At 73.7% G+C, this 20,824-nt stretch carries 15 protein-coding genes; 9 read left to right on the top strand and 6 right to left on the bottom strand.

The annotated features are described in order from the left end of the window. Positions 1-19: 19 nt before the first annotated feature. From AC069K_RS19255 to AC069K_RS19230, 6 genes are all read left to right on the top strand, one after another. Positions 20-1,705 carry a thiamine pyrophosphate-binding protein gene (locus tag AC069K_RS19255; protein WP_478617746.1) on the top strand — a complete coding sequence of 562 codons (1,686 nt, stop codon included), beginning with the start codon at positions 20-22 and terminating at the stop codon, positions 1,703-1,705. 174 nt (positions 1,706-1,879) lie between these two features. Next, positions 1,880-2,866, top strand: coding sequence for a serine hydrolase (locus AC069K_RS19250; RefSeq protein WP_365101210.1), 987 nt, complete (start codon positions 1,880-1,882; stop codon positions 2,864-2,866). Between the two features lie 157 nt (positions 2,867-3,023). Further along, positions 3,024-6,731, top strand: a complete 3,708-nt coding sequence (locus AC069K_RS19245; RefSeq protein ID WP_478617743.1) for an ABC transporter ATP-binding protein — start codon at positions 3,024-3,026, stop codon at positions 6,729-6,731. Positions 6,732-6,809: 78 nt separating this feature from the next. Beyond that, positions 6,810-7,175, top strand: coding sequence for a hypothetical protein (locus tag AC069K_RS19240; RefSeq protein ID WP_365101206.1), 366 nt, complete (start codon positions 6,810-6,812; stop codon positions 7,173-7,175). An 85-nt stretch (positions 7,176-7,260) separates the two neighbouring features. Beyond that, positions 7,261-7,662: a hypothetical protein gene (locus AC069K_RS19235; RefSeq protein ID WP_365101204.1), complete on the top strand. Its 402-nt coding sequence runs from the start codon at positions 7,261-7,263 to the stop codon at positions 7,660-7,662. Between the two features lie 128 nt (positions 7,663-7,790). Continuing rightward, positions 7,791-9,218 (top strand): S28 family serine protease, encoded by a 1,428-nt coding sequence (locus AC069K_RS19230; RefSeq protein ID WP_478617740.1) that lies wholly within the window; start codon positions 7,791-7,793, stop codon positions 9,216-9,218. A gap of 9 nt (positions 9,219-9,227) precedes the next feature. On the opposite strand, the gene AC069K_RS19225 is transcribed toward AC069K_RS19230, so the two are convergent. From AC069K_RS19225 to AC069K_RS19200, 6 genes are all read right to left on the bottom strand, one after another. Beyond that, positions 9,228-9,815: a hypothetical protein gene (locus AC069K_RS19225; protein WP_478617737.1), complete on the bottom strand. Its 588-nt coding sequence runs from the start codon at positions 9,813-9,815 to the stop codon at positions 9,228-9,230. Between the two features lie 60 nt (positions 9,816-9,875). Continuing rightward, the gene (locus AC069K_RS19220) at positions 9,876-11,696 is read right to left on the bottom strand and encodes a glycoside hydrolase family 3 protein (RefSeq protein ID WP_478617734.1); all 1,821 of its coding nucleotides are present in this window, start codon (positions 11,694-11,696) and stop codon (positions 9,876-9,878) included. A 160-nt stretch (positions 11,697-11,856) separates the two neighbouring features. Further along, positions 11,857-12,633: a sugar phosphate isomerase/epimerase family protein gene (locus tag AC069K_RS19215; RefSeq protein WP_478617731.1), complete on the bottom strand. Its 777-nt coding sequence runs from the start codon at positions 12,631-12,633 to the stop codon at positions 11,857-11,859. Next, entirely contained in the window at positions 12,630-13,511 is an 882-nt protein-coding gene (locus AC069K_RS19210) for a sugar phosphate isomerase/epimerase family protein (RefSeq protein ID WP_478617728.1), read from the bottom strand. The genes AC069K_RS19215 and AC069K_RS19210 overlap by 4 nt, the downstream gene beginning before the upstream one ends. Further along, the gene (locus AC069K_RS19205) at positions 13,508-14,662 is read right to left on the bottom strand and encodes a dihydrodipicolinate synthase family protein (protein WP_478617725.1); all 1,155 of its coding nucleotides are present in this window, start codon (positions 14,660-14,662) and stop codon (positions 13,508-13,510) included. The genes AC069K_RS19210 and AC069K_RS19205 overlap by 4 nt, the downstream gene beginning before the upstream one ends. Further along, positions 14,659-15,783, bottom strand: coding sequence for a Gfo/Idh/MocA family protein (locus AC069K_RS19200; RefSeq protein ID WP_478617722.1), 1,125 nt, complete (start codon positions 15,781-15,783; stop codon positions 14,659-14,661). Before AC069K_RS19200 ends, AC069K_RS19205 begins: the two co-directional genes overlap by 4 nt. Before the next feature lie 301 nt (positions 15,784-16,084). On the opposite strand from AC069K_RS19200, the gene AC069K_RS19195 reads away from it, so the two are divergent. The 3 genes from AC069K_RS19195 to recD2 all read left to right on the top strand — a co-directional run bounded on the left by AC069K_RS19195 (position 16,085) and on the right by recD2 (position 20,724). Further along, entirely contained in the window at positions 16,085-17,152 is a 1,068-nt protein-coding gene (locus AC069K_RS19195; protein WP_478617719.1) for a LacI family DNA-binding transcriptional regulator, read from the top strand. Positions 17,153-17,363: 211 nt separating this feature from the next. Further along, positions 17,364-18,170 carry an SDR family NAD(P)-dependent oxidoreductase gene (locus AC069K_RS19190; RefSeq protein WP_478617716.1) on the top strand — a complete coding sequence of 269 codons (807 nt, stop codon included), beginning with the start codon at positions 17,364-17,366 and terminating at the stop codon, positions 18,168-18,170. Between the two features lie 325 nt (positions 18,171-18,495). Continuing rightward, positions 18,496-20,724: an SF1B family DNA helicase RecD2 gene (gene recD2, locus AC069K_RS19185; protein ID WP_365101188.1), complete on the top strand. Its 2,229-nt coding sequence runs from the start codon at positions 18,496-18,498 to the stop codon at positions 20,722-20,724. Positions 20,725-20,824 lie beyond the last annotated feature (100 nt).

Raw genomic sequence — 20,824 nt, 5'->3', positions numbered from 1 at the left:
TCCCGGAAGAGGACGCGCAGTGACCCACGACCACCACGAACCGGTGCTCCGGCCCACGCCGCGGCAGACCGAGGCGGCCCTCAGCCCGCCGCCCGGCCGCACCGGCGGCGACCTCGTCGTCGAGACCCTCCGGGGGCTCGGCGCCACCACCGTCTTCGGGCTCCCCGGTCAGCACGCGCTCGCTCTCTTCGACGCCGTGGGCCGCTCCGACCTGCGCCTGATCGGGCTGCGGACGGAGGGCAACGCGGGCTTCGCCGCCGACGCCTACGGGCGGATCACCGGCGAGGCGGCCCCGCTGCTGCTCTCCACCGGCCCGGGCGCCCTCGCCTCGCTGCCCGCCCTCCAGGAGGCAGCCGCGGCCAGCGCCCCCGTGGTCGCCATCTCCAGTCAGGTGCCCACCGCGGGCCTGGGCGGCGCCCGCCGCGGCCATCTGCACGAGCTGCGCGACCAGACGGCGTCCTTCCGGGACGTGGTGAAGTCCGTGCACCCCGTCCGCAGCCAGTCCCAGATCCCCTCGGCCCTCGCCGCCGCCTGGGAGTCGGCGCTGACCGCCCCGCACGGGCCGGTCTGGGTGGAGATCCCCGAGGACGTCCTCCTCGCCGAGACCGTGCTCCCCGAGGTCACAGGCATCGACGCGACCCCGCGCGAGCTCGCGCCGCGCCCGGAGCTGACCGCCCTCGCGGCCCACTGGCTGGAGACCGCCGTCCGGCCCGTGATCATCGCGGGCGGCGGAGTCGTCCGGTCGGACGCGGCCGGCAAGCTCCGGCAGCTCGCCGAGCGTCTGAACGCCCCCGTCGTCACCACCTTCGGCGGCAAGGGCGCCTTCCCCTGGAACCACCCGCTGTCGCTCCAGTCCTGGCTGGAGGACCGGCACATGACCGACTTCCTGGAGGACGCCGACGTCCTCCTCGTCGTCGGCTCGGGCCTGGGCGAGCTGTCCTCGAACTACCACACGTTCCTCCCCGGCGGCCGGGTCGTCCAGATCGAGGCCGACCTCGGGAAGCTGGAGTCCAACCACCCCGCCCTCGGCATCCACGCCGACGCCCGGCTCGCCCTCCAGGCCCTGCTGGAGACCGTCGGCGAGCGCCCCGACCCGTACGCCCCGGCCCGGGTACGGCTCGTCCTCGACGAGATCGGGGCCCGCCTGGCCGGCCAGGACCTGGAGCTGGAGCAGTCCCTGCTGGCCTCGATCCGCTCCGCGCTGCCGCCCCGCTCCCCGTCGTTCTGGGACATGACCGTCCTCGGCTACTGGGCCTGGTCCGCCTTCGACGCCGGGCACCCGGGCCTCATGCACTCCGCCCAGGGCGCGGGCGGCCTCGGCTACGCCTTCCCCGCCGCCCTCGGCGCGGCCGTCGCCGAGCCGGGCACCCCCGTCCTCGCGGTCTCCGGCGACGGCGGCGCCATGTACTCGGTCGCCGAACTGGCCACCGCCCGCCAGCACGGCCTGGACGTCACCTGGCTCGTCGTCGACGACGGCGGCTACGGCATCCTGCGCGCCTATATGAGCGACGCCTTCGGCGCCGCCACCGGCACCGAGCTGACCGGCCCCGACTTCGTGGCCCTGGCCGAGTCCTTCGGCGTACCGGCCGTCCGCACCACGCCGCAGGGCCTGGCCGGGGACCTCGGCAAGGCCCTGGCCGCGCCCGGTCCCTCGGTCGTGGTGCTCCCCGCCGCGCCCCGCATGTTCGCCCCGACCCACCTCTGACGATCCTTCCGCCGCGCACCTGTCCGGTTTGGGGCGATAGACGGCCGCCGGTGACAGAGCTGTGACAGAGTTCGGCGCCGTTGCCGGGCAACTATCCCGTCCTCGACGAGTCATCTCAGGTGGGCGCACCACGGGGGTGCGCCCACCTGACGATCTCCAGGGGACGGAATCGCTTTGCCCAGACACCTCCTCACCTCCCGCATATCCCGCCGGGCGCGCCGCGGCGCGCTCTCGGTGGCCGTCGCCGCGGGCGTGCTCGCTCCGGTGGCCCTCACCGCGACGCCGGCCGCCGCCGCGGCGACGGTGAGCTGCACCTCCGCCAAGGCCGGTCTCGCCGCCAAGCTGTCCAAGGACATCACCTCCGCGCTCAGCGGCCGCGCGTCGCTGACGGCCGTGGCGCTGTACGACCGCTCGACCGGCACCAAGTGCGAGCTGCGCGCGACCGACACCTTCGACTCCGCGAGCGTGGTCAAGGCCACCGTGCTGGCGACGCTGCTGTGGGACGCCGGCAACCACCACCGCTCGCTCACCTCGAACGAGCGCGCGCTGGCCACGAAGATGATCACCGAGTCGGACAACGACTCCACGACCGCGCTGTGGAAGCAGCTCGGCACCTCCAAGGTGTCGGCGTTCCTCAAGGCCGCCGGGATGACCCAGACGACGCCGGGCTCCGACGGCTACTGGGGCCTGACCCGGATCAGCGCCCGCGACCAGGCCAAGCTGCTCGCGCTGCTGACCTCCCGCAACTCGGTGCTCAGCGACGACGCCCGCGAGTACGAGCTGGGCCTGATGAACCGCGTCCGCTCGGACCAGCGCTGGGGCACCCCCGCGGGTGTCCAGGGCGGGACGACCGTGCACGTGAAGAACGGCTGGCTGCCGCGCGCCACGCACGGCTGGCGGGTGCACAGCATCGGTGCCTTCACCGACGGCGGCCACGACTACGGCCTGGCCGTCCTCACCGAGGACAACAGCACGATGAGCCAGGGCATCAGCACCATCGAGGCCGTCGCCCGCGCCGTCCACGCGGACCTCGGCCGCCCGGCCGAGGGCGGCAGGCCCTGGCACAGGCCGACGCGGCCCTCGGTGGCGAGCGAGGCCATCCCGCCGGTGCCGGAGGCCCCCGCGGGCCGCGACCTCGTCTCGGTCGTCCCGAGCCGCTGACGCGCCCGTACTGCGCACCGCAAAAACCCGCCGCGGGTCCAGGACCCGCGGCGGGTTTTGTGTCGCCGACTGTTGCGGCGGGATGAAATCCGCCGGTGACGGCGTTGGTGCGTTGCGGTGGACCGGACGGTCGGGGCGTACTTACGGGAGGCAACCAGTGGCGGCGGCAGAGCAGGGGTGGGCACGACGGCTCACCGGGTACGCCTGGCGGTACCGGCGGGACGTCGTGCTGGCGCTCGGGTCGTCGCTCGGCGGCATGGCGGTGATGGCCCTGGTCCCGCTGGTCACCAAGGTGATCATCGACGACGTGATCGGGGCGCACACCCGGTCCCTGGCCGTATGGACCGGCCTGCTGATAGCCGCGGCCGTGGTCGTGTACGTCCTGACGTACATCCGCCGCTACTACGGCGGCCGCCTCGCCCTCGACGTCCAGCACGACCTGCGGACCGAGATGTACGCGACGATCACCCGGCTCGACGGGCGGCGCCAGGACGAGCTCTCCACCGGCCAGGTCGTCGGCCGCGCCACCAGCGACCTCCAGCTCATCCAGGGCCTGCTCTTCATGCTGCCGATGACCATCGGCAACATCCTGCTCTTCGTGATCTCCCTGGCGGTCATGGCCTGGCTCTCGCCGCTGCTCACGCTGGTGGCGCTGGCCGTGGCGCCCGCGCTGTGGTTCATCGCCAAGCACAGCCGCGACCGGCTCTTCCCGGCCACCTGGTACGCCCAGGGCCAGGCGGCGGCCGTCGCGGGCGTCGTCGACGGTGCCGTCTCCGGCGTCCGGGTGGTCAAGGGGTTCGGCCAGGAGGAGCAGGAGACCGGCAAGCTCCGCGAGGTCGGCCGCAGGCTCTTCGCGGGCCGGCTGCGCACGATCAAGCTGAACTCCCGCTACACCCCCGCCCTCCAGGCCGTCCCCGCGCTCGGCCAGGTCGCCATGCTGGCCCTCGGCGGCTGGCTGGCCACCCGGGGCGAGATCACCCTCGGTACGTTCGTCGCGTTCTCCACGTATCTGGCGCAGCTCGTCGGGCCGGTGCGGATGCTGGCCATGGTCCTCACCGTCGGCCAGCAGGCCCGGGCGGGCGTCGAGCGGGTCCTGGAGCTGATCGACACCGAACCGTCGATCGCGGACGGCACCAAGGAGCTGCCCGCCGACGCGCCCGCCACGGTCGAGTTCGACGACGTGAGCTTCGCGTACGAGGACGGGCGCCCGGTCCTGGACGGCTTCTCCCTGGAGATCATGCCCGGGGAGACCGTCGCCGTGGTCGGCGCCTCGGGCTCGGGCAAGTCCACCGTCTCGCTGCTGCTGCCGCGCTTCTACGACGTCACCCACGGCGCGGTCCTGGTCGGCGGCCACGACGTGCGCGAGCTGACCCTGGCCTCGCTGCGCGCCGCCATCGGCCTGGTCCCGGAGGACAGCTTCCTCTTCTCCGACACCGTGCGCGCCAACATCGCGTACGGCAGGCCCGACGCCACCCAGGAGGAGATCGAGGCCGCCGCGCGCGCGGCCCAGGCGGACCGGTTCATCGCCGACCTGCCCGAGGGCTACGACACCACGGTCGGCGAGCACGGCCTGACCCTCTCCGGCGGCCAGCGCCAGCGCGTGGCGCTCGCCCGCGCCATCCTCACCGACCCGCGCCTGCTTGTCCTGGACGACGCCACCTCGGCCGTGGACGCGCGCGTGGAGCACGAGATCCACGAAGCCCTCAAGTCGGTGATGGCCGGGCGCACCACGCTGCTCATCGCCCACCGCCGCTCCACCCTCAACCTCGCCGACCGCATCGCCGTCCTCGACGAGGGCCGCCTGGCGGCGCTGGGGACCCATGAGGAGCTCCAGCGCGACTCGGCGCTCTACCGCCGCCTGCTGACCGACCCGGACGAGCTGGGCGCGGTCTCGCCCGGCCACGTCGTCGCGGCCGGGGCGGTGGAGGACCACACCGTACGGGAGGAGCTGGACGCTGAGTTCGACGCCGAGCGGGGCATCACGCCCCCGCTGTGGATCCGCGAGGACAAGCCGGTCGCGGCCGCGCCCGGCGGGATGCCCGCCACCCCCGAGCTGCTGGCCCAGGTCCAGGCGCTGCCCCCGGCCACCGACACCCCCGGCATCGACGAGGCCAGGGCCGTGCGGCCCGAGACGTCCTACGGGCTGCGCCGGCTGCTCAAGGGCTTCGGCCGGCCGCTCTGCGTCAGCCTGGCGCTGGTCGCCGTGGACGCGGGCATGTCGCTGCTGCTGCCGGTGCTGATCCGGCACGGCATCGACCAGGGCGTCACCAAGCTGGCGCTCGGCGCGGTGTGGGCGGCGGCGGGTCTGGCGCTGCTGACCGTGGTGATCCAGTGGGCCGCGCAGTTCGGCGAGACCCGGATGACCGGGCGCACCGGCGAGCGCGTCCTCTACAGCCTCCGGCTGAAGATCTTCGCCCAGCTCCAGCGGCTGGGCCTGGACTACTACGAGCGCGAGCTGACCGGCCGGATCATGACCCGGATGACCACGGACGTGGACGCGCTGGCCACCTTCCTCCAGACCGGCCTGGTCACCGCCTTCGTCGCCGTCGTCACCTTCTTCGGCATCATGCTGGCGCTGCTGGTCATCGACCTCCAGCTGGCACTCGTCGTCTTCGCCACCCTGCCCCCGCTGGTCCTGGGCACCTACTTCTTCCGCAAGCAGAGCGTGAAGGCGTACGAACTGGCCCGCGAGCGGGTCGCCGGGGTCAACGCCGACCTCCAGGAGTCGGTGAGCGGACTGCGGATCGTGCAGGCCTTCGGCCGCGAGCGCGACGGCGCCGCCCGCTTCACCGCCCGCAGTGCCGACTACCGCACGGCCCGTATCCGCGGCCAGTGGCTGATCTCGGTGTACTTCCCGTTCGTCCAGCTCCTGTCGTCGGTCGCCGCCGCCGCGGTGCTGATCGTGGGCGCCCACCGGGTCGACGCGGGCACCCTGACCACCGGCGCGCTCGTCGCCTACCTCCTCTACATCGACCTGTTCTTCGCCCCCGTCCAGCAGCTCTCGCAGGTCTTCGACGGCTACCAGCAGGCGGCCGTCTCCCTCAAGCGCATCCAGGAGCTGCTGCGCGAGCCGACCTCCACCGCCGCGGCCGGCGAGCCGAGGGAAGTCGCCTCGCTGCGCGGCGAGATCGCCTTCGAGAACGTCGACTTCCGGTACGGGGACGAGGAGGAGGCCCTGTCGGGCGTGAACCTGCGCATCCCGGCCGGGCAGACCGTCGCCTTCGTCGGCGAGACGGGCGCGGGCAAGTCCACGCTGGTCAAGCTGGTCGCGCGGTTCTACGACCCCACCGGCGGCCGGGTCACCGCCGACGGCACCGACCTGCGCGACCTCGACCTCACCGCCTACCGCCACCGCCTCGGCGTCGTCCCGCAGGAGGCGTACCTGTTCGCCGGGACCGTCCGGGACGCCATCGCCTACGGGCGGCCCGACGCCACGGACGCCCAGGTGGAGGCCGCCGCCCGCGCGGTCGGCGCCCACGACATGATCGCCACGCTGGACGGCGGCTACCTCCACGAGGTGGCCGAGCGCGGCCGCAACCTCTCGGCCGGACAGCGCCAGCTGATCGCGCTGGCCCGCGCCGAACTCGTCGACCCGGACGTCCTGCTCCTCGACGAGGCCACCGCCGCCCTGGACCTGGCCACCGAGGCCCAGGTCAACCAGGCCACCGACCGGCTCACCGGCCGCCGCACCACGCTGGTGGTCGCCCACCGCCTCACCACGGCCGCCCGCGCGGACCGGGTCGTGGTGATGGACCACGGCCGGGTCGTCGAGGACGGCACCCACGACGAACTCCTCGCCCGGGACGGGCGCTACGCGAGCCTGTGGCGCACCTTCATCGGCGAGGACGAGCCCGCGGCGGTATGAGCGTCTGAGTACGCGCACACAGACGAATGAGTACCGGGGACGGTCCGCGCGGCGGGCCGTCCCCGGTTGGATCGGGGCATGACCACGAAGACCGCGTTCACGCCCGCCCCCGTCCCGAAGAACTCCCGGACCCGGATGCGTACGGCCGCCGTGCTCTCGGCGTTCGGGATGATCCCGGCCGTCGTCCTGGTCGGACTGGCCGTGGCCAGCTCCGAGCGCTTCTCCCGGTGCCTGACCTACGGCGACTACTACACGGACTGCGCCTCCCACGGGGCGAGCGCCACGCAGATGAGCTGGGCCCTGTGGGCGGCCGGTCTCGCCTTCGTCCTCGTCCTGGCCGTGCCCGACCGCGCCCGGCGCGCCGAGGAGATGCGGGCGGCGGGCCTGTGGATCCAGATCCTCGCCGAGGTCGCCTTCGTGGCGATGATCGGCAGCAACGGCTGACCGGCGGCCCCGGCCCGCGGCGCAACCGCGGGTAGCCTCCGCGCGTCCGTACTCACATACGCTCATGTGACGGAAGGGGGCAAGCGTGTTCGGTGGGGGTAGGCGGGGGCTGCGGGACCGGGCGGGACCGGGGCTGGCGGTGCTCCTCGCGACGGCCGGCCTCGCCGTGCTCGGACCGGGCGCGGGCAGCGCCGAAGCGGCGTCCTCGTGCGGCGGACGGCAGGTCAGGACGGTCACGTTCGCCACCGGCGAGCTGCGGGTCTACAAGACGCACGGCTACGCGTGCGCGGTGGCCGTGGCCAAGTCGCCCGGCGCCCGACGGCAGATGTCGGTGACGATCCAGGCGCGCGGCGGCGGCCCGGTCTCCGACAGCGGCCGGTTCACCCGGCAGGCGGGCCCGGTCACGGTGCACGCCATCAACCGCTGTGTACGGGCCTCGGGCTCGGTGGCGGGCAGGGGTGGCTCCACGGGCTGGATCCTGTGCTGAGACGGCCCTGAGGACGGGATGACAACGCTGCCATGGGGCAGGGTGGCACAACTGGGTCTGGTCGCACTGGTGTTGCCCCCGCTAGGTTCACGACGATCGCGTCACGTCGTGACCCCAGGGGAGAGTGCATGCGCAAGACGCTCAGATGGCTTCTTTCACTCGTCGTGCTCATAGGCACGGTGAGCGTGGCGGGAGCCACGGCAGGGGCGGCCACCGCCGCCGAGCCGGACCTCGCCGTGCCGGACATCAAGGACCGCATCCTGGCGATACCCGGGATGAGCCTCATCGAGGAGAAGCCCTACGCGGGCTACCGCTACTTCGTCCTCGGCTTCACCCAGCCCGTGGACCACCACCATCCGAAGGCGGGCACCTTCCAGCAGCGGATCACCCTGCTGCACAAGGACACCGGCCGCCCGACCGTCATGTACACCAGCGGCTACAACGTCTCGACCAACCCCGGCCGCAGCGAGCCCACCCAGATCGTGGACGGCAACCAGGTATCGGTCGAGTACCGCTACTTCACCCCGTCCCGGCCCGCGCCGGCGGACTGGAGCAAGCTGGACATCTGGCAGGCGGCCAGCGACCAGCACCGCGTCTTCCAGGCCCTCAAGCCCGTCTACAGCAAGAACTGGCTGACCACGGGCGGCTCCAAGGGCGGCATGACGGCGACGTACTACAAGCGCTTCTACCCCCGCGACATGGACGGCGTGGTGGCGTACGTCGCCCCCAACGACGTCGTCAACGACGAGGACTCCGCGTACGACCGGTTCTTCCGGACGGTCGGCACCAAGGAGTGCCGCGACAAGCTCCAGGCCGTGCAGCGCGAGGCGCTGGTGCGCCGCAAGCCGCTGGAGGCCAAGTACGCCGAGTACGCCAAGGCCAACGGCTACACCTTCACCACGACCGGCTCCCTCGACAAGTCGTACGAGGCGGTCGTGCTCGACTACGTGTGGGCGTTCTGGCAGTACAGCCTGCTGGCCGACTGCGCGACCATCCCGGCGGACGCCCCGCACGCCACCGACCAGGCGATCTGGGACACGGTCGACACCATCTCCGGCTTCTCGTTCTACACCGACCAGGGCCTGGAGCCGTACACGCCGTACTACTACCAGGCCGGTACGCAGCTCGGCTCGCCCGCCATCGAGCAGCCCTGGCTGCGCGGTCTGAGCCGCTACGGCTACCAGCCGCCGCGCCACTTCGTCCCGCGCTCCATCCCGATGCGCTTCCAGCCGACGGCGATGGCGCGCGTGGACACCTGGGTGCGCCACCACGCCGACCACATGCTGTACGTGTACGGCCAGAACGACCCGTGGGGCGCGGAGCGCTTCCGCCTCGGGCACGGGGCGCGCGACTCGTACGTGTTCACGGTCGCGGGCGGCAACCACGGCTCCAAGGTCGCGGGGCTCGCGGCCGGGGAGAAGGCGACGGCGACCTCGGCGATCCTGCGCTGGGCGGGCGTGCCGGCGGCGACCGCGGCCAAGGCCAGGCCGCTGGCGGCCTTCGACGCCCGGCTCGACCGCCCGTCCGTGGAGCGCGAGCCGACGCTGCGGCCGTAGCGCCACGGCTCACAGCCGCCGCGCGCACCCCACCCTGTCCCCGCCCCCCGGCAGCTGCACGTACAGCGCCGTCGACGCGGGGCAGTCGGGGCGGCGCGGCACCGCCGAAGTGACCTCGAACTCGGCGGCGTTGGGGCCCGACCCGTCGCACGGCGTCTCCTTCACCAGGTCCGACCCCGCGTGGTACACGCAGTCGCCCACCACCGTGTAGGGGCCGCCGCCCATCCCCGGGTCGCCCGGGTGGGGCGCCTCCAGGTTGCGCATACAGGCGTAGCCGGAGGCGCCCTCGCCCCCGATGTACAGCACGAAGTCGGTGTCCGGCGGGCAGCCCGCGGCCCCGGCCGTCCGCGTCCCCTCCCGGCGCACCAGGACCCGGGCCACCGCCCGCTCGCTGGTGCACGGCACCTCGCGGAACGTGCGCCCGCGCGCCGCGCAGTCCCCGTTCCCGAGGAAGGTGGCGCCGTAGGACGGCGGGACGGGCGAGTCGGGGACGGCCGCGGCTCCCGGATCCTGCCGGCAGCCCGTCAGGAGCAGCGTCCCGGCGCAGAACGCGGCCGAAACGGCCCGAACCAGTCTTGTGGCACCGTACTCGTACATGTCCGACCCCCCGCTCCAGCGTGACCTCTCACGCCGAGAACACGCCAGAGGGCCCGGGGGTTATCTCCGGTACGACAGCCCGTAGCCGATCGGGTACAGCACCCGCGCCGGATCGTCCCCGCGCGGCACCGCCACCGGCAGCCGCCCGACGGGCTCGGCCCGGCCCGCCATGACCCGTACCGCGGCGCGCAGTTCGACATCGGTCCAGGAGTAGGTGGCGAGCGAGGCCGTGTACCCGCTGAGGTGCGCGATGTCGTACGGGTTGCGGATCGCGAGGTGCACCACCGGCACACCGCTCGCGCCGAGCGCCGCCACCAGCCGGGCCTGCGCCCCGCCCGGCCCCGCGTTGTAGGTGCCCACGACCACCACGTCCTTGCCGCGCGCCGCCGCCACCGCCGCGTCGATCTGCGCCTGCGAGGGCAGGGTGCCGGTCGGCAGGGCGCTCGCGCGGAAGCCCAGTTCGGCCAGGGCCCCGGCCAGGACGGTGGTCGGCGGCCCGGTCGTCCCGGAGGGGGAGGCCGGGTCGGGGCCCACGACCAGGACGTCGCGGTGGCCGCGGCGGGAGAGCGGGAGCAGTTCGCCCGTGTTGGCGAGCAGGGTCGTGGTGCGCTCGGCCACCGCGTCGGCGGCGGCGAGGTGCGTCCGGGTGCCGACCACCCGGTCCACGGCGTCGTGGGAGACGTACGGATGGCTGAACAGGCCCCGGCGCTCCTTGAGTTCGAGCACCCGCAGGATCGATTCGTCCAACCGGGCCTCGCTGATCTCGCCGCTGGTGACCGCCGCCATCACACCGTTCCACGCCACCGCGAGGTCCGGCGGGTTGAGCAGCTGGTCGGCCCCGGCCTTCAGGGCGAGCACCGGGACCCGGTCGTCGCCGTACTTGTCCCGGACGCCCTGCATGCCCAGCGAGTCGGTGACGATGACCCCGCGGTAGCCGAGCTCCTCGCGCAGGATGCCGGTGAGGATCGGGTGCGACAGCGTCGCCGGGTCGTTGGTCGCGTCGAGCGCCGGGAACTGGATGTGCGCGGTCATGATCGAGTCGATCCCGGCGGCGACGGCGGCCCGGAACGGCGGCGCGTCCAGCTCCTCCCACTGCCGGCGGGTGTGGGTGATCACCGGGATACCGGTGTGGCTGTCGACCGTGGTGTCGCCGTGCCCGGGGAAGTGCTTGGCGGTCGCCGCGACGCCCGCCTCCTGGTAGCCGCGCACCTCGGCGGCGGCCAGACGGGCCACCGCCGCCGGGTCGGCGCCGAAGGAGCGCACCCCGATGACGGGGTTGGCCGGGTTGACGTTCACGTCGGCGTCGGGGGAGTAGTTCTGCCGGATGCCCAGCGCGCGCAGCTCGGCCCCGGCGACGCGCCCGAGCGTGCGGGCGTCGCGCGCCGATCCCCCGGCGCCGAGCGCCATCGCGCCCGGGAAGAGGGTGGCGGGGCGGCCGACCCGGCACACGATGCCGTGTTCCTGGTCGGTGGCGATGAGCAGCGGTACGGGCGTGGGCTGGGACAGGCCCGCCCGCTGGATGCCGTTGGAGAGGCCGGCGATCTGGTGCGGGTCGCGGGTGTTGTGGGCCCAGGTGAAGTAGATGATGCCGCCGACGTGGTACCTGGCGATCAGCTCGGCGGCGGTGCGGACGCCGAGCTCGCTGAGGTTGGCGTCGATGTCGGCCTGGTCGGGCGCGGTCGCGGAGTGTCCGTACACCCGCGTCACGAAGAGCTGGCCGACCTTCTCCGCCAGGGACATCCGGGAGACCAGCCGGCGCAGCCGGGCGGAGGGGGCGCGCGGCGCGTCGGCGTACGCGGGGAGCGCGGGCCCCACGGCGGCCGTGGCGGCCGTCGCGGCGGCGGTGGTGAGGAGGGTGCGTCTGGAGGTGCGGTACGACACGGGCACTCCATCCCTAGGCTGGAAGAAACTTCCAAACCGAACGGATAACCGGAAAGTTATTGCCGGTCAAGGGGGCGCGCACCGCCGGGCCCGGATCGGCGGGGGAAGGCGGAGGAGGGGCGGGGAGCGGGAGGCCGCCGGAGCGGCCGGCCCGGGTGGATCAGGAGCGGACCAGGGCGGCCAGCCGCTCCCGCCCGGCGGTCAGCAGCCCCGGCAGCGCGGCCGCCTCCGGATACCAGCGCTTCTCGTACTCCCAGCACAGCCAGCCCCCGGCCCCGAGCGGCGCCAGCGCGTCCGCCAGCGGCAGCACCCCGGTCCCGAGCGGCAGCGGCGCGGTGTCCTCGGCCGAGGCGATGTCCTTGACCTGGACGTACCCCAGGTGCGGGGCGAGCGCCGCGTACGAATCGGCGGGGCTCTCGCCGCCGAGCCAGGTGTGCATCACGTCCCACAGGGCGCCCGCCGAAGGCGAGCCGACCCGGTCGAGGACGCGCGCGACGGCCGCGCCCGTGCGGTGCGAGTCGTGCGTCTCCAGCAGGACGCGCACCCCCCGCCCGGCGGCGAACGCGCACACCGACCGCAGCCGCCGCACCGCGGTCCCGTCGTCGTCCGGGCCGCCCCGGCCGCCGGGGAAGACCCGTACGTACGGGGCGCCGAGGTCGTGCGCGAGGTCCACCAGCGCCTCGACCGGCTCGGTGTCGCCGGGGTCCGCCACGCGCGCGTAGCCGGCGACGGTGAGCACGCCCACGCCGTGTGCCGCGAACTCCGCGGCCACCTCCGCCCGTTGCCGGGCGCCGATGCCGGGGTGGACCGGCTCCTCCGGATGGGCGCGCAGCTCCACGCCGTCATAGCCGTGCGCCACGGCGAGGCGCACCACCTCGGCGACGGGCAGGCCCGGGACCCCGAGGGTGGAGAACGCGTACCGCGTCCGCCCGTTCATCGGCCCGCCGGGCCGGGCCGCGCGCCGAGGGGCGCCGCGTCCGCCCGCACCACCGCCGCGAACCGCTCCACCGTCTCCTTCAGCACCGCCACCCCGTCACGTTCCCACAGCTCCTCGTTGAACAGCTCGACCTCCACCGGACCGGTGTAGCCCGCCGCGGCCACCCGGTCGCACCATGCCCCGAGGTCGATCACCCCGTCCCCGAGCTGGCCCCGCCCGGTCAGGACCCCGGCGGGCAACGGGGTGATCCAGTCGGCCAGTTGGAAGGAGTGGATCCGGCCGACCGCCCCGGCCCGGGCCACCGCCGCCGGGGCCAGGTCGTCCCACCACAGGTGGTAGGTGTCCACGACCACCCCCACCTCCCGCGCCGGGAACCGCTCCGCGAGCCTCAGGGCCTGGCCGAGGGTGGAGACGACACAGCGGTCCGACGCGTACATCGGGTGCAGCGGCTCGATCGCCAGGCGTACGCCCCGGGCGCGCGCGTACGGAGCCAGCTCGGCCAGCGCGTCGGCCACCCGCACGCGCGCCCCGGCCAGGTCCCGGTCGCCCTCGGGCAGTCCGCCCGAGACCAGCACCAGGGTGTCGGTGCCCAGCTCCGCCGCCTCGTCGAGCGCGGCCCGGTTGTCGTCCAGCGCCCTCGCGCGCGCGAGGGGCTCCTCCGCCGTGAAGAAGCCGCCCCGGCACAGCGTGGTGACGCGCAGCCCGGCGTCCCGCACCAGCCGCGCGGCGGCCCCGACGCCGTACGCCCGCACGGGCTCGCGCCACAGCCCGACGCCCGGCACGCCCGCGTCCGCGCAGGCGCGGACCAGCTCGGGCAGCGGGAGCTGCTTCACGGTCATCTGGTTGATGCTCAGCCGGGACAGCGCCGCGGGGTTCATGAGGCGACTCCGTGGACCGTGAGCAGGGCGCGCATCCGGGAGGCGGCCGCCTCCGGATCGGGGAACAGGCCGAGACCGTCGGCCAGTTCGTAGGCCCGCGCCAGATGCGGCAGCGAGCGGGCCGACTGGAGGCCGCCCACCATGGTGAAGTGCTCCTGGTGGCCCGCGAGCCACGCGAGCAGGACCACGCCCGTCTTGTAGAAGCGGGTCGGCGCCCCGAAGAGGTGGCGGGCGAGCCCGACCGTGGGGTCCAGGCGCTTGCGGAAGCCCGCCGGATCGGCCGCGTCCAGCGCCCGTACCGCGTCCGCCGCGAGCGGGCCCAGCGGGTCGAAGATCCCCAGCAGGGCGTGGCTGAAGCCACGGTCGTCGCCCTCGATCAGCTCGGGGTAGTGGAAGTCGTCCCCGGTGTAGCACTTCACCCCGTCCGGCAGCCGCCGTCGCAGCGCCACCTCGCGGCCCGCGTCGAGCAGCGACACCTTCACCCCGTCGATCCTCGCCGCGTGGGCGCAGACGATCGCCAGGAACGTCTCGGTGGCCGCGTCGAGGTCGGCCGAGCCCCAGTAGCCGGCCAGCGCCGGGTCGAACATCGGGCCGAGCCAGTGCAGGATCACCGGCCGCCCGGTCTGCTCCAGCAGCCGCCCGTACACGGCCCGGTAGTCCTCCGGGCCGCGCGCCACCGCCGCCAGCGCGCGCGAGGCCATCAGGATCGCCTGGGCGCCGGCCCCCTCGACGACGGCGAGCTGCTCCTCGTACGCGGCCGTCACCTCGTCCAGGGAGGCCGCCCCCGCCAGTTGGTCGGTGCCCGCCCCGCAGGCGATGCGCCCGCCGGCCGCGCTGGCCTCGGCGGCCGAGCGCCGGATCAGCTCGGCGGCCGTGGGCCAGTCCAGGCCCATCCCGCGCTGCGCGGTGTCCATGGCCTCCGCGACGGCGAGCCCGTGCGCCCACAGATGGCGGCGGAAGGCGAGCGTGGCCTCCCAGTCAAGGGCGGCGGGGCCTCCGGGCACGGTCTCGGCGTACGGGTCGGCGACCACGTGCGCGGCCGAGAAGACCGTGCGGGACAGCGGCGGGCCGCCCGGGGCGACGGCGGCCGGGTCCCGGCGCGGCTCGTACCGGACGAGCGTGCCGTCCGCGCGCGGCAGCAGCAGGCTCACAGCACGATCTCCGGCACCTCGACCCGGCGGCCCTCGGCGGAGGACCGCAGCCCCAGCTCGGCGAGCTGCACCCCGCGCGCGCCCGCCAGCAGGTCCCAGCGATAGGGGGTGCCGAGCGCCACATGGCGCAGGAACAGCTCCCACTGCGCCTTGAAGCCGTTGTCGAAACCGGCGTTGTCCGGCACCCGCTGCCACTGCTCGCGGAACTCCTCGGTCGCGGGCAGGTCCGGGTTCCACACCGGCTTGGGGGTGGCGGCGCGGTGCTGGACGCGGCAGCTGCGCAGCCCCGCCACCGCCGAGCCCTCGGTGCCGTCCACCTGGAACTCCACGAGTTCGTCGCGGTGCACCCGGACCGCCCAGGAGGAGTTGATCTGGGCGACCGCGCCGCCCTCCAGCTGGAAGATCCCGTAGGCGGCGTCGTCGGCCGTCGCGTCGTAGGGCTTGCCGCTCTCGTCCCAGCGCCGCGGGATGTGCGTGGCCGCCAGCGCCTGGACGGAGGTGACGCGGCCGAAGAGCTCGTGCAGGACGTACTCCCAGTGCGGGAACATGTCGACGACGATGCCGCCGCCGTCCTGGGCGCGGTAGTTCCACGAGGGGCGCTGGGCCTCCTGCCAGTCGCCCTCGAAGACCCAGTAGCCGAACTCGCCGCGCACCGACAGGATCCGCCCGAAGAAGCCGCCGTCGATGAGCCGCTTCAGCTTCAGCAGGCCCGGCAGGAAGAGCTTGTCCTGGACGACGCCGTGCCGGATCCCGGCGTCCCGGGCGAGCCTGGCCAGCTCCAGGGCGCCGGACAGGCCCGTCGAGGTGGGCTTCTCGGTGTAGACGTGCTTGCCCGCGCCGATCGCCCTGGCCAGGGCCTCCTCGCGGGCGGAGGTGACCTGGGCGTCGAAGTAGATCTCCACGGATTCGTCGGCGAGCACGGCGTCCAGGTCCGTGGACCAGTGGGTGAGGCCGTGGCGCCCGGCGATGTCCCGCAGCGCGGACTCCCGGCGGCCCACCAGGACCGGCTCGGGCCACAGGACCGTGCCGTCGCCGAGGTCGAGGCCGCCCTGGTCGCGCAGGGCGAGCAGGGAGCGTACGAGGTGCTGGCGGTAGCCCATCCGGCCGGTGACGCCGTTCATGGCGATCCGCACGGTCCGGCGCGCGGACTCCGGTGGCGCCGGGCGTGCGGGCGCCGGTGGCGCCGGACTTGCGGACGCCGGTGGCGTCGGGTGGGCAGACGTCGGTGTCATCGAGGTCCCCTTCATCCCATCGGCCCCGCCCCTCGGGGCGGCGGGGCTCGGTGATCCAGCGGCGATCTACTGGTAACAGGCGTAGCAAGCGCTTTCTATCGAGGGGGACGCTAGCCTGCGCACAGCGCCGCCGACAAGAGGCGCGCGGCGGACCACCCCAAGTGCCCACGAGACGTGCCCGGAGGCAGAGATGACAGCGACCCTGGCGGATGTGGCGGCGCGCGCCCGGGTGTCCCCGGCGACCGTCTCGCGGGTGCTCAACGGCAACTACCCGGTCGCCGCGGCCACCCGCGAACGCGTCCTGCGGGCCGTGGACGAGCTGGACTACGTCCTGAACGGGCCCGCCAGCTCCCTCGCCGCCGCCACCTCCGACCTGGTCGGCATACTCGTCAACGACATCGCCGACCCCTTCTTCGGGATCATGGCGGGCGCCGCCCAGTCCGAGATCGGCGGCAACCCCGGCGCGCGCGAGAAGCTGGCGGTGGTCTGCAACACCGGCGGCTCGCCCGAGCGCGAACTCACCTACCTCACCCTGCTCCAGCGCCAGCGCGCCGCAGCCGTCATCCTCACCGGAGGCGCCCTGGAGGACCCCGGGCACGCGGCGGCGGTCGCGGCCAAGCTGGGACGGCTGGCGGAGGCGGGAGCGCGGATCGTGCTGTGCGGACGGCCCCCGCTGGCGCTCACCGGGCCCGGCGGCGGGGCAAGGAGCGCCGGGCCGGACGCGGCGACGCTCACCTTCGACAACCGGGGCGGCAGCCGCCGCCTGACGGAGCATCTGCTCGCCCTGGGCCACCGCCGCATCGGCTACGTGGCGGGCCCCGAGGAGCGCACCACCACCCGGCACCGCGTCGAGGGCCACCTCGCGGCGCTCGCGGACGCGGGCGTGGCACCGGGACCGCTCGTCCACGGCTCGTACGACCGCCGCTCCGGCTACGACGCCACCAACGAACTCCTGCGCCGGGACGCGTCGTTGACCGCCGTCGTGGCCGCCAACGACACCGTCGCGCTGGGCGCCTGCGCGGCCCTGCGGGACCGGGGCCTGTCCGTCCCGGACGACGTTTCGGTGGCGGGCTTCGACGACCTGCCGTTCAGCACGGACGCGGTCCCGGCCCTGACGACCGTACGGCTGCCGCTGTACGAGGCGGGGGCCCGGGCGGGCCGGCTGGCGATGGGCAAGGAGCCGGTGCCGCCGGGCGGGATCGCCACGGTGCACGCGGAGTTGATGGTCCGGGGCTCGACGGGACGCACGCGCGCGTAGCGGGAGCGGTGACGCGGCGGGCGGCTCTCCGCGGCGGCCCGGGACGTACGCGCGCGTAGCGGCAGCCGGAGAGGGCTGGAGGGGTCGCGTCCGGGGCGGAGTTCGCCGACGGATTCCCGCCAGCCGATGCGGGCGCGGCCGAGCAGGATCGTGGGCACGGCCTCCCGTTCGCCCCCTTCGGGGCAAGGCCGCGACCCCGAGGAGACACCCCATGGACCTGCACCTCTCCGGCCGCACCGCGCTCGTCACCGGCGCCTCGAAGGGCATCGGCCTCGCCGTGGTGAGCACCCTGCTGGACGAGGGCGCCCGCGTGGTCGCCGTCTCCCGCCGCACCAGCCCGGAGCTGGAGAAGCTGGCCCGCCCCGGACTGGTCCACGTACCGGCCGACCTCATGGACCACGACTCCCCCGCGCGCGTGGTGGCCCGTACCGTCGAGGAGTTCGGCGGGCTGGACGTCCTGGTCAACAACGCGGGCGGGCCGCCGCCGGGCGTGTCCCTGCCGCGCACCTCGTTCCTGGACGCGGACGACCCGGACTGGTCCGCGATCTTCGAGTTCAACCTGTTCTCGGCGGTGCGGACGGTCCGCGCCGCCCTGCCGCACCTGCTCGCCGACGGCGGCGGCGCGGTCGTCACCGTCTCGACGGCCCTGGCCCGCCAGCCCTCGGTCGGCAACGCCGAGTACGGCGCGGCCAAGTCGGCCCTGAACCACCTCACCAAGGTCCTGTCGGAGGAGTACGCCCCCCGGGGCGTCCGCTTCAACACCGTCTCGCCCGGGGCGGTACGGACCGCGTGGTGGACCGAGGAGGGCGGCGCCGCCGACGTGATCGCGGCCATGGCGGGTTCGGACCGCGACACGGTGATGGACTCCCTGGCCCCGCAGATGATGAACATGTCCACCGGCCGCCTGGTGACCCCGCAGGAGGTGGCCGACGCGGTGGCCCTGCTGGCCTCGCCGCGGTCGGGCAGCACCACCGGGGCGGACCTCGTGGTGGACGGGGGCTACCTGAAGGCGGCATGAGGACCGGGCAGAGGCAAAACCTCCCCGCTTGTCCTCCTTTGCCGGTATCTCGGGATTCCGGAAAAATAACTGCCCGCAGTTGTACAACCCTTCTGGCGTGACGGGTGTCTTAGTTGGCGTCGGTGTTCCGGGGGAGGGATCCGGGGGGGTCCTGAGCGGGCGCCGGCAGGGGAGGGAATGGGGAGGGAATCGAGGGGCCCGGTCATACGGACCGGGCCCCCTTGAATTCCCGTGCGTTCCCGGCCCCCGGGCGAACCCCCGGCCGGCCCGGGAAAGTTGTCCACAGGCGTCCCCGGGTGTCCGAGGCCACGGGTAGCGTCGGATCATGTCCAATCTCGCGGTGCTCGAAGGGGTCCTGGAGCGGATCACCTATGCCAACGAGGAGAACGGCTACACGGTCGCCCGGGTCGACACCGGGCGCGGCGGCGGCGACCTCCTCACGGTGGTGGGGTCGCTCCTCGGCGCGCAGCCCGGCGAATCCCTGCGGATGGAGGGCCGCTGGGGCTCCCACCCGCAGTACGGCAAGCAGTTCACCGTGGAGAACTACACGACGGTCCTGCCCGCCACCATCCAGGGCATCCGGCGCTACCTCGGCTCCGGCCTGATCAAGGGCATCGGCCCCCGCATCGCCGACCGCATCGTGGAGCACTTCGGCACGGACACGCTCGACATCATCGAGCAGCAGCCCCAGCGCCTGGTGGAGGTGCCCGGCCTCGGCCCCAAGCGCACCAAACTGATCGGGGCCGCCTGGGAGGAGCAGAAGGCCATCAAGGAAGTCATGGTCTTCCTCCAGGGCGTCGGCGTCTCCACCTCCATCGCCGTGCGCATCTACAAGAAGTACGAGGACGCCTCGATCTCCGTGGTGAAGAACCAGCCCTACCGGCTGGCCGCCGACGTGTGGGGCATCGGCTTCCTCACCGCCGACCGCATCGCCCAGGCCGTCGGCATCCCGCACGACAGCCCCGAGCGCGTCAAGGCCGGCCTTCAGTACGCCCTGTCCCAGTCCACCGACCAGGGCCACTGCTTCCTGCCCGAGGAGCAGCTGATCGCGGACTCGGTGAAGCTCCTCCAGGTCGACACCGGGCTGGTGATCGACTGCCTGGGCGAGCTGGTCGCCGAGGAGGGCGTCGTCCGCGAGCCGGTCCCCGGACCGCAGGGCGGGGCCGAGCGGGTCAACGCCGTCTATCTCGTCCCCTTCCACCGCGCCGAGCTCTCCCTGGCCGCCCAGGTCGTCCGGCTCCTGCGCACCGGCGAGGACCGGATGCCCGGCTTCCAGGACGTGGACTGGGAGCGGGCCCTGTCCTGGCTCGCCGGGCGCACCGGCGCCGAGCTCGCCCCCGAGCAGCAGGAGGCCGTGCGGCTCGCCCTGACCAGCAAGGTCGCGGTGCTCACCGGCGGCCCCGGCTGCGGCAAGTCCTTCACGGTGCGCTCGATCGTGGAGCTGGCCCGCGCCAAGAAGGCCAAGGTGGTGCTCGCCGCCCCCACCGGCCGCGCCGCCAAGCGGCTCGCCGAACTGACCGGCGCCGAGGCGTCCACCGTCCACCGCCTCCTTGAACTGAAGCCGGGCGGCGACGCGGCATACGACAAGGACCGCCCGCTCGACGCCGACCTGGTCGTGGTCGACGAGGCCTCGATGCTCGACCTGCTGCTCGCCAACAAGCTGGTGAAGGCCGTCGCCCCGGGCGCGCACCTGCTGATGGTCGGGGACGTGGACCAGCTGCCCTCCGTCGGCGCCGGCGAGGTGCTGCGGGACCTGCTCGCCGAGGGCGGACCGGTGCCGCGGGTGCGGCTCACCAGGATCTTCCGGCAGGCCCAGCAGTCCGGCGTGGTCACCAACGCCCACCGCATCAACTCCGGGGTCCCCCCGCTCACCCAGGGCCTCAGCGACTTCTTCCACTTCGTGGAGGAGGAGACCGAGGACGCCGGGCGGCTCACGGTGGACGTGGCCGCGCGCCGCATCCCCGCCAAGTTCGGCCTCGACCCCCGGCGCGACGTGCAGGTGCTCGCCCCGATGCACCGCGGCCCGGCGGGCGCGGGCACCCTCAACGGCCTCCTCCAGCAGGCCATCACCCCGGCCCGCCCCGATCTGCCCGAGAAGCGGTTCGGCGGAAGGGTGTTCCGGGTCGGCGACAAGGTCACCCAGATCCGGAACAATTACGAGAAGGGCGAGAACGGTGTCTTCAACGGCACCGTCGGCGTGGTGACCGCGCTCGACCTGGACGAACAGCGGCTGACGGTGCTGACGGACGAGGACGAGGAGGTGGGGTACGACTTCGACGAACTGGACGAGCTGTCCCACGCGTACGCGGTGACCATCCACCGCTCCCAGGGCAGCGAGTATCCGGCGGTGGTGATCCCGGTCACCACCGGCGCGTGGATGATGCTCCAGCGGAACCTGCTCTACACGGCGGTCACCCGCGCCAGAAAACTCGTCGTCCTGGTGGGGTCCCGCAAGGCGATCGGCCAGGCAGTGCGTACGGTTTCCGCAGGCAGACGCTTTACCGCACTCGCTCATCGGCTGTCAGGAGGGCCCTTGGTGGGAAACATCACCTAGGGCTTCCAGAACCGGGGCGAAGGGGGCAGGATGAGCAGGTTGACGGCACTGAGTGCCGCTAATAAGCCCAATGGGCGACCCCGAGTGCACTCTGCTGAGC

This window comes from Streptomyces sp. NPDC043908 (genome assembly GCF_056435525.1).
The sequence above is the reverse complement of the archived record's forward strand: the minus strand, read 5'-3'. Positions and strand labels throughout refer to the sequence as shown.

Excerpts from the sequence above, each read along its gene's own strand:
- AC069K_RS19240 (WP_365101206.1), top strand. The coding sequence starts at position 6,810 with ATGACCACGAAGACCGCGTTCACGCCCGCCCCCGTCCCGAAGAACTCC.
- AC069K_RS19230 (WP_478617740.1), top strand. The coding sequence starts at position 7,791 with ATGCGCAAGACGCTCAGATGGCTTCTTTCACTCGTCGTGCTCATAGGC.
- AC069K_RS19225 (WP_478617737.1), bottom strand. The coding sequence starts at position 9,815 with ATGTACGAGTACGGTGCCACAAGACTGGTTCGGGCCGTTTCGGCCGCG.
- AC069K_RS19215 (WP_478617731.1), bottom strand. The coding sequence starts at position 12,633 with ATGAACGGGCGGACGCGGTACGCGTTCTCCACCCTCGGGGTCCCGGGC.
- AC069K_RS19210 (WP_478617728.1), bottom strand. The coding sequence starts at position 13,511 with ATGAACCCCGCGGCGCTGTCCCGGCTGAGCATCAACCAGATGACCGTG.
- AC069K_RS19200 (WP_478617722.1), bottom strand. The coding sequence starts at position 15,783 with ATGAACGGCGTCACCGGCCGGATGGGCTACCGCCAGCACCTCGTACGC.
- AC069K_RS19195 (WP_478617719.1), top strand. The coding sequence starts at position 16,085 with ATGACAGCGACCCTGGCGGATGTGGCGGCGCGCGCCCGGGTGTCCCCG.
- AC069K_RS19190 (WP_478617716.1), top strand. The coding sequence starts at position 17,364 with ATGGACCTGCACCTCTCCGGCCGCACCGCGCTCGTCACCGGCGCCTCG.
- recD2 (WP_365101188.1), top strand. The coding sequence starts at position 18,496 with ATGTCCAATCTCGCGGTGCTCGAAGGGGTCCTGGAGCGGATCACCTAT.